This window comes from Parasphingorhabdus sp. DH2-15 (genome assembly GCF_051668705.1).
GTDB lineage: Bacteria > Pseudomonadota > Alphaproteobacteria > Sphingomonadales > Sphingomonadaceae > Alterisphingorhabdus.
The window spans coordinates 2,339,819-2,356,090 of the sequence record NZ_CP196351.1 but is presented as its reverse complement, the minus strand read 5'-3'; the positions used below and the strand labels follow the sequence as shown (position 1 = coordinate 2,356,090).

Below are 16,272 nucleotides of genomic sequence, written 5' to 3'. Positions count from 1 at the left end.
GTATGAGCGAGCAGACCTTTATTGATGAGCCAGATCATGTCACCGCCATCCGCGCACAGGTGCAGCGGTTTATCGCCGAACATGCCCCGCCGGAAAAGCGCAAGCAATGGGACGCAGAGGCAAAATGGCCGCGTGATATTTATGCACGGTTCAACAAAATGGGCCTTACCGCACTGACAGTGGATCAGGATTATGGCGGTGCCGGTCCTGATCTGGTTGCCGCTATTGCGGTGATTGAGGAATTATCACGCGGCGGTTCGGCGCTGGCTGGCCCCTATATCCACACCAGCTTTTATGCCGGGATGAACCTGTCAGAAAATGGCAGCGAAGCACAGAAAAACGCCATATTGCCCAAGGTCGCGAAGGGCGAGATATTCCTATCCTATGGTCTGTCCGAACCCAATATTGGCGGCGATTTGGCCAGTGTAGAAACCACGGCACGGCGCGATGGTGATGATATTGTTATCAATGGCGCAAAACGCTGGTGCACGGGCGCAGATTGGGCGGATTATATTTACTGTCTGGTGCGCTCCGGTGATGCGGGGGATCGTTATAAAAACCTGTCTTTCATACTGGTGCCGACCAAGGCAACCGGCGTCACCATGCAGGATATTGAGCATGTCAATCTGCGCTACACCCATAGTCAGGATGTGTATTTTGATAATGTGCGCATTCCAGCAGAAAATGTGGTGGGCGGGGATGTTATGTGGAACCGCGGGTGGCAGCAATTGGCTGGCCGCGCATTGGACGTTGAGAAGCTGGAGATCAGCGCAGTGGCTCTGGGCGTGGCGCGGGCTGCGGTTGATGAGGCATGGGCCTATGCGCAGGAACGCGAACAATTTGGCAAGCCCATCGCGCAGCATCAGGCCATTAGACACAAGCTGGTGACAGCGCGGACCAAGTGGCAGGCCGCACGGCATATGCTCTATCACGCAACATGGCTGGCCAATGAAGGGCGGCCCTGCTCAGTGGAAACCAGCATGGCCAAATTATTTGTCGCGGATACTGGCGTAGAAATTGCCATTGCCTGCCAACAGGTGATGGGCAGCTATGCACTATCAAAAGAGTATGAGATGGAGCGCCATGTGCGCGATTTGCTGGGCATGCCGATTGTTGGCGGCTCCAGTGATATGCAACGCAACAATATTGCGAGTATGATGCGCCTTTAACAGGCTTTAGGGGAGAGATAAGAACATGCAGCCATTAGAGACTATCCCTCGATTAGGGGAAAAGGTTGCGGCTTTGTTGCCCGATATTGCTTCCAGAGCTGATGAAATAGAGGCTGCCGGACGTATGCCGCTGGATATTGCGGATGATCTGGCTGCGGCGGGCGTCTATGCGATGGTCACGCCAAAAAGCTTTGGCGGTTTTGAACTCTCACCGCCTGAGATTGTAGCGGTGTTGCATGCGATATCGCGTTCAGAGGCCAGCACTGGCTGGTGCGCCATGATCGGGGCGACAACAGCGGTTAATGCCGCATATCTGCCGCGCGATATTGCGCAGAGCATTTATGGCAACCCGCTTATCAAAACTGGCGGGGTTTTCGCGCCCATGGGCCGCGCTGAAGATATGGGGGACCATTACCGCGTGTCCGGCCGCTGGCAATGGGGGTCAGGCAATGTGAATTGTGACTGGCTCTGCGCCGGGGCGATGATTTTCAAAGATGGTGAGCTGCAGCGCATGGATAATGGCGCACCTTATCACCGCATGATGTACTTTGCCTCTGATCAAGTAGAGCGTTTGGATACTTGGCATGTGGTTGGTATGAAGGGCACGGGTTCGTCAGATTTCACCGTGAAAGATGCCATTATTCCCAAAGAACAAAGCGTTTCCCTGATTACCGATACCCCGCATGAAGAGGGCGCCCTCTATACCTATCCGGTATTCGGATTATTAGCGATGGGCGTCGCGTCCGTGGCACTGGGCAATGCGGCAGGTGCGCTGGACGAGATTAAAGCCTTGGTCGCTGCAAAAAAGCCAATTGGCGGCCAGAAGGCAATGGCAGAAAAGCCCGTCATTCAGACAGAGATTGCGCGTGCTGAGGCCCAATATCGCGCTGCGGAGGCTTTTTTCCGTGAAGCAGTGGCCAAATGCTGGACGTCGGCACAGGCCAATGGACATTTGGGGCCGCATGAACGCGCCGAACTGCGACTGGCCGCAACATATGCAACAGAAAGCGCAGCCGATGTCGCCAAAACCGCCTTCACGCTGGGCGGCGGCAATGCGGTCTATCTGACATGCAATTTACAACGCCGCTTCCGCGACGCCCATGTCGCCACGCAGCATATTGCAACCTCGGCAGCTATTTATGAACTGACAGGCCGGGTATTGCTCGACCTGCCAACCGATATGGCGATGTTGTAATTATTGGGAATTTATAAAAATGGTGGAGCCTAGCGGGATCGAACCGCTGACCTCTTCGCTGCCAGCGAAGCGCTCTCCCAGCTGAGCTAAGGCCCCATATACCAAAATCTGCTGTGGGAAGCAGATTGTGCAGCACGCTCATTAGTCGAGCGGCTTCATCGCATCAAGCAAAAATTTGGGTGATAGCTATGCCATCACCCGATTGATGGCTTAAGTATCGTCTTCGCGCTCGTCATCGGCTTTTTTGACGCCCAGATCTTCATCGCCGCCAAGGTCGACATCGCCATCAGCGGTGTTTTCGCTCTCATCAACGTCCAGATCTTCATCATCCGCCAAATCGGCATCATTTTCTTTTTTGCCATCAGCTTCTTCAAATGGCAGAGGCTGTTTTGATTTCAGCACAGGCTCCGGATGCCATTCATTGCCACATTCAATGCATGTTGCAGGGTCATCATTGCCCAGATCGTAAAAGCGGGTGCCACATTTTGGGCAGCTTTGCTTTGTGCCCCATTCAGGTTTTACCATTTTCTTGCCTTTTTGTTCATGTCTCGGCCGATTTTCTTTGTTCGACCATATGCACAATAAAATTGGAATTTAAAGGGTTCAGACCAGTGATTTTTCAAAGTAAACATCTTTACTGACCCGTAAAGTGGGCTGCGCCTTGCCATAGCTTTGCCGCGCTGTCAAAAGCCCAATGATTATCACGTTCAATAACATTGTCAGTCTGGAACCGCATGTCATCGCCTAATACCCCTGCTGAACCACGGAGTTTTGGCCGTTCAACCGCGCTAAAAGGTACGATTACCGTGCCTGGCGACAAGTCGATTTCTCACCGTTCAATCATGTTTTCTGCACTGGCCATAGGACAGAGTCGAATCTCTGGACTGTTGGAGGGTGAGGATGTTTTGGCCACAATCGGTGCAATGCGGGCGATGGGCGCTGATATTGCCCATGATTCGGAGACTGGCGACTGGTTGGTCAATGGGGTTGGCATTGGCGGGCTGCTTCAACCCGCTGGCGCGCTTGATATGGGCAATAGCGGAACATCAACACGGCTGCTTATGGGGCTGATCGCTAGCCATAATATCTCAGCAACATTTATTGGCGACGCTTCATTATCTGGCCGACCAATGGGACGTGTAACCCGGCCCTTGTCACAAATGGGCGCAGAATTTCAGTCACAGGGCGGTGATGAACGCTTGCCGATCATGATGCGCGGCCTTTGCCCTGCTGTGCCGATAAATTATACATTGCCCGTTGCCTCAGCACAGGTAAAGTCAGCGGTCTTGCTTGCTGGCCTCAATACACCGGGCGTTACAACGGTTATCGAGCCAGTGCCAACACGCGACCATAGTGAACGCATGCTGCGCAGCTTTGGTGCAGAGTTGAACAGTGCGCGCGATGATGATGGTGCCTTGGTGCATCAATTGCGCGGTGAGGCGGATTTCACTCCCCAAGATATTATTGTGCCGGGCGATATTTCTTCCGCTGCGTTCTTCATTGTAGCGGCGCTGATTATCCCTGGCTCTGATCTGATCATCAATAATGTCGGCATGAACCCGACACGCACCGGCCTTGTCACGGCTTTGCTGGCAATGGGCGGCGATATAGTGGAACAGAATCCGCGCAAAATTGGCGGAGAGCCTGTTGCCGATCTGCATGTGCGCCATTCGGACCTGTCCGCTATTGATCTTGATCCTGCACTGGCGCCGCTGATGATTGATGAATGCCCGATATTCTTTATCGCCGCAGCATTGGCCAAAGGAACGACACGCACCAGTGGGTTGGAGGAATTGCGGGTGAAAGAGTCTGACCGATTGGGCATTATGGCGCAGGGCCTGAAGCAGCTTGATGTCAATATTGAGGAAACCGCAGACGGTTTGATTATTGAAGGGCGCGATGGCGAATCTTTTGCACCACAGGCCAAACCAACGATTGCCAGCGCGCTGGACCACCGTATCGCTATGAGCTTTGCCATAGCTGGCTGTATGAGCAAGACCGGTGTGGAAATTGACGATGTGCGCCCCATTGCGACCAGCTTTCCTGTGTTTGAAACATTGCTGATGGATGCAGCGCAATGATCATCGCTGTTGATGGGCCTAGCGCCTCGGGCAAGGGCACTATCGCCCGGGCTTTGGCGCAGGAATTTGGTCTGCCCTATCTGGATACCGGCTTATTATACCGTGCTGTTGGATATGCCGTGGCGCGCGCATGTGGCGACCCGGATAAGGAAAGCGATGCACTGGCGGCTTGCGGCTTTGATGATGCACTGCTTGATCTACCTGATTTGCGCAGTGAAACGACCGGTGGGTTGGCCAGCCGGGTATCAGTGCATCCTGCGGTTCGTGAAGCGCTGTTGGAGCGGCAATTAGCATTTAAGAACCAAATAGGCGGCGCAGTGCTCGATGGCCGGGATATTGGCACTGTGATTGCGCCGGAAGCCAATGCCAAATTATTTGTGACCGCTTCTGCTGAGGCCCGTGCCACTCGCCGTTTCAATGAAATGAAAGCGAAGGGTGAGCAACCAAGTTTCGATAATATGCTGGCCGATATCATCAAGCGGGATGCGCGTGACAGTGGCCGCGCTGCTGCGCCGCTAAAACCCGCGCAAGATGCGGACTTGCTAGATACGTCGGAAATGACTATAGCCGCCGCCGTTCGACAGGCGATTATGCTTGTCAGAGACAGGATAGAAGGCCGCTAACGGCCCAGCCATTCAAACTGATCAATATCTGCGCAAAGGCGTTCCGCCAAAACGGACCGCCTCGATGCGTTTTGATGGTTATGTATGTCTATTGTGTTTCTGATGCTAACGTCTTGAGAATGCTGTCTTTACATGAGGTAAAGGCGGCAGTTTGGGCCAAGACCAGCGGAACCAACCGCTTGGCCGGAAAAAGCAATACTAAGGAACATTTATGGCCTCATCGGCAAATCCAACCCGCGATGATTTCGCGGCAATGCTTAACGAATCACTAGGTGGCGAAGATCAGGACTTTGAAGGTCGCGTGGTCAAAGGCACCATAACCGGCATCGAAAATGACAAAGCCGTCATCGATGTGGGTCTTAAATCCGAAGGCCGCGTTGCTCTACGTGAGTTCGCTGCGCCCGGTCAGAAAGCCGATCTGAAAATCGGTGACGAAGTAGAGGTTTATGTTGACCGCGTGGAAAATGCTGATGGCGAAGCCATGCTGTCCCGCGATCGCGCACGCCGCGAAGCTGCTTGGGATCGTCTTGAAGATGAGTTCGGCGAAGGCAAGCGCGTTGAAGGCGTTATCTATGGCCGCGTCAAAGGCGGCTTCACTGTTGATCTTGATGGTGCCGTAGCCTTTTTGCCTGGCAGCCAGGTTGATATCCGCCCCGTGCGTGATGTGCAGCCGCTGATGGATATTCCGCAGCCTTTCCAGATTTTGAAAATGGACCGTCGCCGTGGCAATATTGTTGTATCACGCCGCGCCGTTCTGGAAGAGACACGCGCGGAACAGCGTTCTGGTCTGATCCAGAACCTGACCGAAAATCAGGTTATTGAAGGCGTTGTTAAAAACATCACCGATTATGGTGCCTTTGTTGATCTGGGCGGCATTGATGGTCTGCTTCACGTCACCGACATGAGTTATAAGCGCATCAATCACCCTAATGAAGTGATCAACATTGGTGACACACTGAAAGTTCAGATCATCCGCATCAACCAAGATACACAGCGTATTTCTTTGGGCATGAAGCAGCTGGAAAGCGATCCATGGGATGGCGCAGTTGCCAAATATCCAATTGGCGCAAAACTCTCTGGCGCAGTAACCAACATCACCGAATATGGTGCCTTTGTTGAGCTGGAACCCGGCATTGAAGGTCTGGTCCACGTTTCTGAAATGAGCTGGACCAAGAAGAATGTTCATCCTGGCAAAATCGTATCTACCAGTCAGGAAGTTGATGTTATTGTTCTTGAGGTTGATAGCGAGAAACGCCGTATCTCCCTGGGTCTGAAACAAGCGCAGAACAATCCTTGGGACGCCTTTGCTGAAACCTATCCTGTTGGCACAACAGTTGAGGGCGAAGTTAAGAATGCAACCGAATTCGGTCTGTTTATCGGGCTGGAAGGCGATGTGGACGGCATGGTACACATGTCAGATATCGCTTGGGGCATTTCTGGCGAAGACGCGCTTAACCTGCACCGCAAGGGTGAGCAGGTGAAAGCTATCGTTCTTGACGTTGATGTTGAGAAAGAGCGTATTTCGCTGGGTATGAAGCAACTTGAAAAAGGTGCGCCTTCTGCTGAAGCTGCAACTGGAAGCAGCTTGCGCAAAGGTGCGGTTGTTACCGTGACCATTTTGCAGGTTACCGATAGCGGTCTGGAAGTTCAGGCTGGTGATGACGGCGTAACTGGATTTGTTAAGCGTTCTGATCTTGGTCGTGACCGTGATGAGCAGCGTCCTGACCGTTTCCAAAACGGCCAGAAAATCGATGCCATGGTCGTTGGTTTTGACCGTTCGAAGAAACCGAACTTCTCTATCAAAGCGCATCAGCTTGCAGAAGAGAAGCAGGCTGTTGAGCAATATGGTTCGTCCGACTCGGGCGCCAGCCTCGGCGATATTCTCGGCGAAGCATTGAAGAAAAAAGACTGATTTAACGAATATTATGGCCGAGAATATGCATTTAGCCTATTCTCGGCCATTAATTCGCTAACGAAATCATTTCCAAGGCATTGTCAAAAGCCGATTTTTCTGCCACAATTCTGATATTGTGATACGCACAAGCTCCAGGCTTTTTAAAATTGGCCAGGCGTCTTTTCTCCAACTTTACTGTGGGGGCCTAAAAAGTGATTCGATCAGAATTGTTGAAGAAGCTTGTTGATGAAAATCCTGAACTGAAGATTGAAGAAGTCGAAAAAATTCTCGATCTCTTTTTTAACCAGATTACCCAGCAATTGGCTGAAGATGGCCGTGTAGAGTTACGCGGCTTTGGTGCCTTTTCCACACGTGAAAGAGCGTCGCGCAAAGGCCGTAACCCGCGTACTGGCGAAGCTGTGGATGTCCCGTCAAAGCGGGTGCCATATTTCAAGCCCGGCAAAGAAATGCGTGAGCGTTTGAATAACGACTAGGAAAATATTTCCTCCTTATTCAACTGGATCGGTTGATAAATTTCTTGATCTCATACAATGACAATCTATTCGGTATAATCTATTCCGATATGGATGTTGAATGGCCTGTTTGTTAAGAGCAGAGCGATCAATATAAGCAGTGCGGACGTGGCGAAATGGTAGACGCAGCAGACTTAAAATCTGCTATCCATCACTGGGTGTGCGGGTTCGAGTCCCGCCGTCCGCACCATCCTTTTCATAATGGACAGGTTTATGACCGATGAAACGCTGTCAGAGGCTGATAAAAGCGCCATTATCGAAATGGCGCTGAGCGACCATATCAGTTTCGCGCATATAGAACGCGAATTTGGCATATCGGAAAAGTATGTGAAGGTTTTGATGCGGGAAACCCTTAAACCGTCCAGCTATCGCACTTGGCGCAAAAGAGTGCGCGACTTTGGTGATCGGCGGGAGCATTATAAATAAACCGCGTATAATAAGGTTGCGGCCATGCTACGCTACATTGCCGTTTTTACCGGCATGCGTCACGCATGGTTGTTGCAATTCAGGCAAGTCTAGCGCAGAAAATTTGCTATAATGCCTAGCTTTCTCATCCCCGCTTTTGGCGTAACCGCGCTGCTCTATGCAGCTATCGGCTTTGGCGGTGGTTCTACCTATACGGCATTGCTGGCGATCAGTGGCACAGGTTACCAATTGCTGCCCATCATCTCATTATGCTGCAATATCATTGTGGTGGCTGGCGGAACATGGCGTTTCGCCCGCGCCGGAGCAATTGACTGGCGGCGGATATGGCCGCTCTTTCTGTTATCAATTCCCGCTGCCTGGTTTGGCGGGCAATTACCGGTTAGCGAGCTGGCCTTTACCGCGCTGTTAGCCGGGGCGCTGGGCATTGCGGGATTGCTCATTTTGCTCCAATCTAAAGATGCGCAAGACCATCAAAATATCGACAATCGGCCCGCTAAAAAACGCGTCCTCTTAAACCTTGCCATTGGTGGCGGGCTTGGCTTTCTGGCCGGCGTTACGGGCATAGGCGGCGGCATCTTTCTGGCGCCGATATTATATCTCATCCATTGGGGGTCGCCGCGGGCAATAGCGGGTGCGGCCAGCCTGTTCATATTGCTGAACTCTCTTGCTGGTTTGGCCGGGCAATTCACAAATTTGAGCGGTAATAATGGCGCAGCGCTGCTAAGCTATTGGCCGTTATTGCTGGCTGTATTGCTGGGCGGCGCATGTGGCTCATGGCTGGGTGCTTTGCGGCTGCCGTTAAACTGGTTGCGTCGCGGTACAGCATTGCTTATCATTTTGGTGTCGCTCCGGCTGTTTTGGCGCGCGATAACATTGTTATGAACACCATCCTTCCCCCAAGCGCAAAACCGCAATTTGCTCCTCAAAACCCAGCCATGGTTGATGGTTTCGGCCGTCATATCCGCTATTTGCGCTTATCGGTTACCGACCGGTGTGATCTGCGCTGTACCTATTGTATGCCGCGTGATATGCAGTTTAAGCCGCGCAAGGAATTGCTGACGCTGGACGAGATGGACATGCTGGCTGGCGCTTTTGTAAAACGCGGCGTTGAACATATTCGCATCACGGGCGGGGAGCCATTGGTGCGCGGTGATTGTTTGGAGCTGATCGACCGGCTGATGCGCTATAAGCGACAGGGCGGTCTGAAAGAGGTCACCATGACCAGCAATGGCACCCAATTGACACGCAAGGCAGATGATCTGGCGCGATTGGGTGTGGAGCGGATCAATATATCACTCGATACACTGGATGCAGACCGCTTTGCCGCCATCACGCGATTGGGGCGGCTGGATGTGGTTCTGGCAGGCATTGATGCCGCGCTGAATGCCGGGCTGAAAGTGAAAATCAATATGGTCACCATGGCCGATACCAGCCTGAACGATATTATCGCCATGACGCAATGGGCGCATGGTAAAGACATGGATATCAGCTTAATCGAGTCCATGCCCATGGCGCATGGTAAGGATTTGGAATTTCTGTCACTGGCCAAGGTAGAGGCTGATTTGGCCAAGCATTGGCACCTGACCCCTTCACAACATAACACATCAGGGCCATCGCGCTATATTGATGTTGAACAGACCGGCGGGCGCATTGGCTTTATCGCGCCGATGACGGGCAATTTCTGCGACAGTTGCAACCGCGTTCGCGTCACCGCAACGGGGCGTTTATATCCCTGTCTGGGCCATGATGTATTTTTCGATTTTGCCAAGGTGATGCGCCGCAATATGGCCAATGGCGGTGATGGCGAACGCGCTCTGGACGCTTTGGTGGCCAGCGCCATGCACCAGAAACCGCAAGCGCATGATTTTGTCACAGCCATTGCAGAGGGCAGCGCCGCCGTGACGCGCACAATGTCAGCGACCGGTGGTTGATCGCTCCATGCAGATACAGCTTTTGTTTTTTGGTGCATTTGGCGATGTTCTGGCAGAGGGGCCACGCGACTTTGCCGATGGCATCAGTGCTAAAGACGTGGCGACAATATTGGCCAATGAAAACGCTGCCTTTGCTGCAATATATGCCAAAAAGGGCAGCCGTATTGCGGTTAACCAGAATATCTGCCTACCAGATAAACTGCTGAAAGATAATGACATATTGGCCTTTCTAGCGCCGGTGAGTGGCGGGTAAGGCTATGGCCGATATGCTTGCCTCTTCGGTTATCCGCTGCGCGGCCGATCCACTCGATCCAGAGGCGGAGCATAAGGCGCTGCGTCTGGCGGCAAAGGGCGATGGCGCATTATCCTGCTTCACTGGCATCGCCCGGCCGGACAGCATGACCAGTGATGTGGTGCAGGCTATGATGCTGCAACATTATCCAGGCTTTACCGAAGACAGCATAAAGCAAGGCGTGGCGCAGGCGCGGCAACGCTGGCCGGATTTACAGCATGTGCATATCGTCCACCGTGTGGGGGAGATATTGCCAGCAGAGCCGATTGTCTTTGTCGGCACCAGCGCCAAGCACCGCCGTACCACCTTTTTGGCCACTGACTTTTTGATGGACTGGTTGAAAAGCGAAGCGGCCTTTTGGAAGAAGGAAATGACCGCAACTGGCGCAATATGGATTGAACCGCGCGAACAAGATTATGCAGATAAGGCCCGCTGGCAAAGCAGCGATAAGGATGAATATGACCGATCATAAGCTCACTCATATTGATGGCACGGGCCGCGCTGTCATGGTTGATGTCGGCGATAAGGCCGTGACGCGCAGAGTGGCCGTGGCCAGCGGTGAAGTGCACATGTCTGCCCCTGCAATGGCGCAGATTATCTCTGGCCAGAATAAGAAAGGCGATGTGCTGGCCGTTGCTGAACTGGCCGGCATTATGGCCGCAAAACGCACGGCAGAGATTATCCCGTTATGTCATCCCTTGCCGCTCACCAAATTGCGGGTGGCGCTGGACTGTGACGAAGCCGCAGGGCTGGTGCGCGTGCAGGCAGAGGCGCAGACAGATGGCAAAACGGGTGTCGAAATGGAAGCGCTAACTGCGGTAAGCGCGGCCTGTTTAACCGTTTATGATATGGTCAAAGTGGTGGACAAATCCATGACCATCAGCGGGATAAAACTCATAGAAAAACGCGGCGGCAAAAGCGGCGATTGGGTCGCGGGGGATTAGCTGGTGACGCATGCGCAAGCATAATATTGCGCCCTAATGTCTGGGTTTAATAGTTTTAGGGATAGTTATCGGCCACAATTTCACCTGTTTTGCCGTCCACCACCTTGCCCCCTTGATAGGCCAATATACCCGGTACGGGCGGCATGCGGTTTATACCGCCACAGGCCGCATTAAAAAATTTCCCAACCGCGCGATATTCGCCCTTTACTATGGGCTGATCGGTCAGGGCGGAGGGCAGCGAGCTATCTGCTCTTGCTGGGCGCACTGTGCCTGTTGCCAACACAAATGGAGTGTCGCTGCTTGGTCCAAAGCCCGTTTCTTCTGCCAATTCAGGAATGTCCGATTTGAGCTTTGCGCCATCGCCATACCAATATCCAAGGTCGGTAATTTCGCCCGGCTTTACCGTGAAGCCAACTGTGCCAAGCGAAAAGCATGTGTGCAAAAACGGCTTTAAAATACCACTGCCAAAACTGGCCGCGTAGATGATATAATCACCCGGCTTAACTGCGACGAGATAAGTGCTTTCTGGTTTGGCTTTTACAAAGGCTTTGCTGTCATCAACATTCTCAACATTGGCAATACCTTCATAATTAAACACAAAATTAGCCAAGCTGGGTTCTGGTGGGATTTCCTTTTTAAAGGTCTTGCCTCTGCTTTCGGCTTTTTCCTTTTTGGCCAGCAGTGCTTCGCGCTTTTCAATAAGCTTTGGTTTCTCTTTAGCAAAGGCTGCTGTCTTCGCTTCCAGATAGCGCGCCACTTCCTCTTTATCAGGAACACGCAATAGCACTGGCTCTATAGACGCAGTACCTTTGGGGCGGACGGTACGAAACAGGATATAGGCCTTATCGCTTTCGATCGAAACTGCCTCCCCTTCCTTAAAAGGGCGCATTTGGCGCTCTTGCGCAAAAAGCGGTGATGACAAAGTTATAAAAGCTATGAGGATCAACGCATAACGTATCATCGGCTTATCTCCAATGGTGTGTCCGCTAATTTGGGCCCGCTGGCAATTTTTGCCTTTATCGCGATGGATTCGAGCGAATAGCTGCCGCTAATTTGCTCCCAGATATCTTTATCCAGACCATAGCGATCATAGCCGCGTGGCTCCATGCAACGGCGCATGCGTGATTGATAGGCGCGGCGGCGCAATGGCCCTTCGATCAGCGCCCCAATCGCCACACCTACTACGCCAAAGTTACCGCCATTGCTGGCCAATTCCTGGGTATCAGGGTCTTCTGATTGGCCCCATGGAATAAATTTGGGCAGTTCGCCGCCCCCTGAAAAGGTGGGCAGGAATGTGTAGCACTCAGCAAAATCTGCATAAGCCTCTTCGAAACTTACACCGGCTTTGTGAAAGACAAAATATTTCCAGCCCTGCTTCGCAATTTTTGGATCTTTTGCGGATGACAAGTCGGGTACACTTATTGTTGCTGGATCTGGTAAATCTTGCGCATATACGGGCGATAATGACAGTGACGCCGCAATGGAAAAGCCTATGGCTAATTTATGCGCTTTATATGTGTCTAAAATTCTCATCTGTTCAACCGCCCTTCCACCAAGGCATCAACAACATTGGGGTCAGCCAATGTGGATGTGTCGCCCAATGCACCATAATCATTCTCGGCAATTTTGCGCAATATGCGCCGCATAATTTTGCCGGAGCGGGTTTTGGGCAGGCCGGGGGTGAAATGGAGATGATCGGGCGTCGCAATCGGGCCGATCTCTTTGCGCACATGCGCGCGCAATTCGGCGGTCAGTGCGTCGCCAGCCTCTGTTCCGGCATTCAGCGTGACATAACAGTAAATGCCTTGTCCTTTTATATCGTGCGGATAACCGACAACGGCGGCCTCTGCCACTTTGGGATGGAGCACTAAGGCGCTTTCAACTTCGGCGGTGCCCATGCGGTGGCCGGACACATTGATAACATCGTCCACACGGCCCGTGATGCGGTAATAGCCATCACCATCGCGCTTACATCCATCGCCAGTGAAATATTTGCCTTTATAGGTGCTGAAATAGGTTTGTTCAAAACGGGCATGGTCACCATAAACGGTGCGCGCTTGCCCCGGCCAACTGCCACCAATCGCCAGATTTCCCTCAGCCGCGCCTTGCAAGATATTGCCATCATTATCCAGCAACTCCGGCTTGATGCCAAAAAACGGTTTGCCGGCACTGCCCGGCCGCATGGCATGCGCATGGGGCAGGGTGGTTATCATCACGCCGCCGGTTTCTGTTTGCCACCATGTATCAATGATGGGCACATTTTCTTTGCCGACAACACGGTGGTACCAGCGCCATGCCTCTGGATTAATCGGCTCGCCCACCGTGCCCAACAAGCGGATGGCGGACAGGTCATGCTTTTCAACCGGTGCATCACCCTCCCGCATCAGGGCGCGGATCGCGGTTGGCGCTGTGTAGAAGATATTGACCTTGTGCCGTTCGCACATATCCCAAAAACGGCTGAAATCAGGATAGTTGGGAATACCCTCAAACATAAGCTCAGTCGCGCCGTTGAGCAGCGGGCCATAAACGATATAGCTATGGCCTGTGACCCAGCCAATATCGGCCGAGCACCAGAATATCTCTCCATCCTGATAATCAAATGTGTAATGGAAAGTTGTTGCCGCCCAGACAGCATAGCCGCCATTTGTGTGCAGCACGCCCTTTGGCTTGCCGGTTGAGCCAGAGGTATAGAGAATGAACAGCGGGTCTTCTGCTGCCATAGGTTCGCATGGGCAATCACTCTCAACCGTCGCTGCCACTTGCTGATAGATATGATCACGGCCATCGACCATGGCGACTGCTTCGCCGGTGTGGCGCACCATCAGCACGCTGCAATCATGGTCGACACGGTCCAGCGCAGCATCGACATTGGCTTTTAGCGGCACTGGCTTGCCACCGCGCACGCCGCTATCAGCGCAAATGATAAAGTTGCTGGCGCAATCGGTGATGCGTCCTGCCAATGCTTCTGGTGAAAAGCCGCCAAACACTACCGAATGCACCGCGCCAATACGCGCACAGGCCAGCATGGCAATCGCCCCTTCAAGGATCATCGGCATATAGATGGTCACGCGGTCGCCCTTATTGACGCCCAGTTTTTTCAGCACATTGGCAAATATCTGCACCTCTTTGTGCAATTCGCCATAGGTGAGCGTGCGAATAACGCCTGGCTCATCGGCTTCCCAGATAAGCGCCTGTGTATCCGCTTTCCCCGCCGCGACATGGCGATCGACCGCATTGTGGCAGATGTTCAAAACGCCATCGGCAAACCATGTGATATTGACAGGGTCATAGCTCCATATACCGGCCTTTTGCGGCGGGGTGATCCAGTCAATACGTTTGGCCTGTTCCAGCCAGAAACCGTCATTATCCTCTATAGATTGCTGGTAGAGCCTATCATAATCGTCTGGCGAACAATGGGTGTTTTTCGCTATCGGCGCGGGGATAAGCGGTTCTTCGTTATGCGCAGTGTCTGCCATGAAAGCCTCTCAAAAATATTTTGCTTTGCGCTTTCATGCCAGCAAGTCATGCGTAAAGGCAACAGCCTGTTTGCTGTCATCACGTCTTAGCTGCGCTCTGTCATAGGTTGAGGCGATTATTCGCCGATTGTTATTGTGCCCGTGCCCATGGCTTCCAGCCCTAAAGCATCAGTATCAGCGGCAACCGCCAATTGATCGGCGTGCAGTTTTTGCACCTCAAACTGGGCTTGTAAGCGGCGCACAGCGGCATTGGCTGCGGCTTCCTCACGGATATTGACCAGAAAAAAATCACTGGCGCCAACTTGGAAAAGGCGGCGTTCACCTGCGGCCAGCTTTTTGGCGCGTATCTCCTCTTGCCGCGCGATTTCGGCAAGGCGTTCTGCTGCATCCACTGCAATCGCCAGATCATTGACCAGATTGTTGACGCTTTCTTCTACTTGTTGCCGGGCGCGGGCCAGACCTGCAATTTTGGCCTCGCTTTCTGAAATGCGGCCTTTGGCTACACGGCGCTGTAAAGGGATGGAAAAATTTAACCCAACGATAGTTTCAAAACCGTCACGTGAGCTGCCCCCTTCGCCCAATGCGCCGAAATCATTTGAAAACTCAGCAAAAACGTCAAATTTGGGCAGCAGCTCATTTTCGTCTAACTGCAATTTTAGGCGCGCCTGATTAATATTATTCTCAATGATTTTCAGATCGGGCCGCCGGTTCATAATGGCCGCCGTTTCCATCGCGCTCTGACTGCGTATATCGGGCAGTTGCTCTGGCAGCTGCGCCAGCGATGGTTGTAATGGCAGGCCTTTATCATCCCGCCAGAATAATGACAGCCTATTGCTTGCGCGGGCCAGATCCGTCTCAGCGCGTACCAACAGGCTTTGACGCCGCAAAATATTTTGCTCATTCTCTGTCAGAATGATATCAGGTTGCGCTCCTAATTGGACCTGACGCTTTAGTCCGGCTTGACGTTCCTGTGCCAGATCAAGCAACTCGCGATAGATAACCACTTGCTGGCCACTGCCGACCCATTGGTTATAGGCCTCAATAGCGCGTTGCTGCACACCGATAGCGACCAAAATGGCTTCCAGACCGGCAATATCCTGACCCAAGCGGGTGTTGGCTATACCAAAGCGGCGATCATCAATATTCTTGTCGCGCAAAATCGCATAAATGCCTTTGACCTTTAACTCGCCAACCTGGTTGGTGAAGAAAATATCATTATAAACCGGAAAGTCTCCGCGTGAGACACGGTATCCGCCTTCAATCCGCCCGCCATTATTGGATAGCGGCTGTATCGCTTCTACGTTCAGATATTGGCCGTCATAAAAGCCGCTTAAATAGGAATAGGTTTCGGCCTGAAAAACCAGATCAAACGCACCTTCTGCACTCAGCGCACGACTGCCAGCTGCACGCGCTTTATTTAATGCTTCCAATATTTTGGGTGCATAACGTGCGGATGAACGCAGCACGTCATCAAGCGAAAGAATTTCCGTTTTCTGTATTGCTTCACTTGGCGCATTGCTGGGTATTGGCACAATATCCTGCGTTTCCACCGATACAGTATCATAAGCGCGTGGCGCAGCCGTTACTGGCGGCGGAACGGCGCTGTTATTGACAGCAGGGGTGGGCAATCTTTCAATACGCTGTGCCGTAGCAGGAGTCATGAAGACCATCAGCATGACGACCAAGAGGGGAAGAACACGCAACATGG

Annotated in this window: 17 protein-coding genes and 2 tRNA genes; 13 read left to right on the top strand and 6 right to left on the bottom strand. The window is 52.5% G+C overall.

Going from position 1 to position 16,272, the window contains the following annotated elements:
* Positions 1–2 precede the first annotated feature (2 nt).
* Positions 3–1,169: an acyl-CoA dehydrogenase family protein gene (locus ACR9YC_RS10965; protein ID WP_438727562.1), complete on the top strand. Its 1,167-nt coding sequence runs from the start codon at positions 3–5 to the stop codon at positions 1,167–1,169.
* Positions 1,170–1,194: 25 nt separating this feature from the next.
* Entirely contained in the window at positions 1,195–2,364 is a 1,170-nt protein-coding gene (locus tag ACR9YC_RS10960; protein ID WP_438727559.1) for an acyl-CoA dehydrogenase family protein, read from the top strand.
* Positions 2,365–2,384: 20 nt separating this feature from the next.
* Here the strand turns inward: ACR9YC_RS10960 and ACR9YC_RS10955 are convergent.
* Positions 2,385–2,460 (bottom strand) — tRNA-Ala (locus ACR9YC_RS10955).
* A 114-nt stretch (positions 2,461–2,574) separates the two neighbouring features.
* Positions 2,575–2,889: a TIGR02300 family protein gene (locus ACR9YC_RS10950; protein ID WP_438727557.1), complete on the bottom strand. Its 315-nt coding sequence runs from the start codon at positions 2,887–2,889 to the stop codon at positions 2,575–2,577.
* Between the two features lie 209 nt (positions 2,890–3,098).
* On the opposite strand from ACR9YC_RS10950, the gene aroA reads away from it, so the two are divergent.
* From aroA to moaC, 11 genes are all read left to right on the top strand, one after another.
* The gene (gene aroA / locus ACR9YC_RS10945; RefSeq protein ID WP_438727554.1) at positions 3,099–4,445 is read left to right on the top strand and encodes a 3-phosphoshikimate 1-carboxyvinyltransferase; all 1,347 of its coding nucleotides are present in this window, start codon (positions 3,099–3,101) and stop codon (positions 4,443–4,445) included.
* Positions 4,442–5,068 carry a (d)CMP kinase gene (locus ACR9YC_RS10940; RefSeq protein WP_438727551.1) on the top strand — a complete coding sequence of 209 codons (627 nt, stop codon included), beginning with the start codon at positions 4,442–4,444 and terminating at the stop codon, positions 5,066–5,068. The genes aroA and ACR9YC_RS10940 overlap by 4 nt, the downstream gene beginning before the upstream one ends.
* A gap of 211 nt (positions 5,069–5,279) precedes the next feature.
* The gene (gene rpsA / locus ACR9YC_RS10935; RefSeq protein WP_438727548.1) at positions 5,280–6,980 is read left to right on the top strand and encodes a 30S ribosomal protein S1; all 1,701 of its coding nucleotides are present in this window, start codon (positions 5,280–5,282) and stop codon (positions 6,978–6,980) included.
* Positions 6,981–7,174: 194 nt separating this feature from the next.
* Positions 7,175–7,456 (top strand): integration host factor subunit beta, encoded by a 282-nt coding sequence (locus ACR9YC_RS10930; RefSeq protein ID WP_438727546.1) that lies wholly within the window; start codon positions 7,175–7,177, stop codon positions 7,454–7,456.
* A gap of 141 nt (positions 7,457–7,597) precedes the next feature.
* Positions 7,598–7,685, top strand: a tRNA-Leu gene (locus ACR9YC_RS10925).
* A 23-nt stretch (positions 7,686–7,708) separates the two neighbouring features.
* On the top strand, positions 7,709–7,921 hold the full coding sequence (locus ACR9YC_RS10920) for a DUF2805 domain-containing protein (protein ID WP_438727543.1): 213 nt from the start codon (positions 7,709–7,711) through the stop codon (positions 7,919–7,921).
* A 111-nt stretch (positions 7,922–8,032) separates the two neighbouring features.
* Positions 8,033–8,803: a sulfite exporter TauE/SafE family protein gene (locus ACR9YC_RS10915; RefSeq protein WP_438727540.1), complete on the top strand. Its 771-nt coding sequence runs from the start codon at positions 8,033–8,035 to the stop codon at positions 8,801–8,803.
* Positions 8,800–9,852 carry a GTP 3',8-cyclase MoaA gene (gene moaA, locus ACR9YC_RS10910; RefSeq protein ID WP_438727537.1) on the top strand — a complete coding sequence of 351 codons (1,053 nt, stop codon included), beginning with the start codon at positions 8,800–8,802 and terminating at the stop codon, positions 9,850–9,852. The genes ACR9YC_RS10915 and moaA overlap by 4 nt, the downstream gene beginning before the upstream one ends.
* Positions 9,853–9,859: 7 nt before the next feature.
* Entirely contained in the window at positions 9,860–10,105 is a 246-nt protein-coding gene (locus tag ACR9YC_RS10905; RefSeq protein WP_438727535.1) for a MoaD/ThiS family protein, read from the top strand.
* 4 nt (positions 10,106–10,109) lie between these two features.
* Positions 10,110–10,616 carry a molybdenum cofactor biosynthesis protein MoaE gene (locus tag ACR9YC_RS10900; RefSeq protein ID WP_438727532.1) on the top strand — a complete coding sequence of 169 codons (507 nt, stop codon included), beginning with the start codon at positions 10,110–10,112 and terminating at the stop codon, positions 10,614–10,616.
* Positions 10,603–11,088: a cyclic pyranopterin monophosphate synthase MoaC gene (moaC, locus tag ACR9YC_RS10895; protein WP_438727529.1), complete on the top strand. Its 486-nt coding sequence runs from the start codon at positions 10,603–10,605 to the stop codon at positions 11,086–11,088. The genes ACR9YC_RS10900 and moaC overlap by 14 nt, the downstream gene beginning before the upstream one ends.
* A gap of 55 nt (positions 11,089–11,143) precedes the next feature.
* Here the strand turns inward: moaC and ACR9YC_RS10890 are convergent, their stop codons facing one another.
* The 4 genes from ACR9YC_RS10890 to ACR9YC_RS10875 all read right to left on the bottom strand — a co-directional run bounded on the left by ACR9YC_RS10890 (position 11,144) and on the right by ACR9YC_RS10875 (position 16,270).
* A complete protein-coding gene (locus ACR9YC_RS10890) occupies positions 11,144–12,049 on the bottom strand; it encodes a hypothetical protein (RefSeq protein WP_438727526.1) in 906 nt (301 codons plus the stop codon).
* On the bottom strand, positions 12,046–12,621 hold the full coding sequence (locus tag ACR9YC_RS10885) for a hypothetical protein (protein ID WP_438727524.1): 576 nt from the start codon (positions 12,619–12,621) through the stop codon (positions 12,046–12,048). Before ACR9YC_RS10885 ends, ACR9YC_RS10890 begins: the two co-directional genes overlap by 4 nt.
* Positions 12,618–14,564, bottom strand: a complete 1,947-nt coding sequence (acs, locus tag ACR9YC_RS10880) for an acetate--CoA ligase (protein WP_438727522.1) — start codon at positions 14,562–14,564, stop codon at positions 12,618–12,620. The genes ACR9YC_RS10885 and acs overlap by 4 nt, the downstream gene beginning before the upstream one ends.
* Before the next feature lie 116 nt (positions 14,565–14,680).
* Complete coding sequence (locus ACR9YC_RS10875; protein WP_438727520.1) at positions 14,681–16,270, bottom strand: TolC family protein; 1,590 nt, start codon at positions 16,268–16,270, stop codon at positions 14,681–14,683.
* Positions 16,271–16,272: the final 2 nt, after the last annotated feature.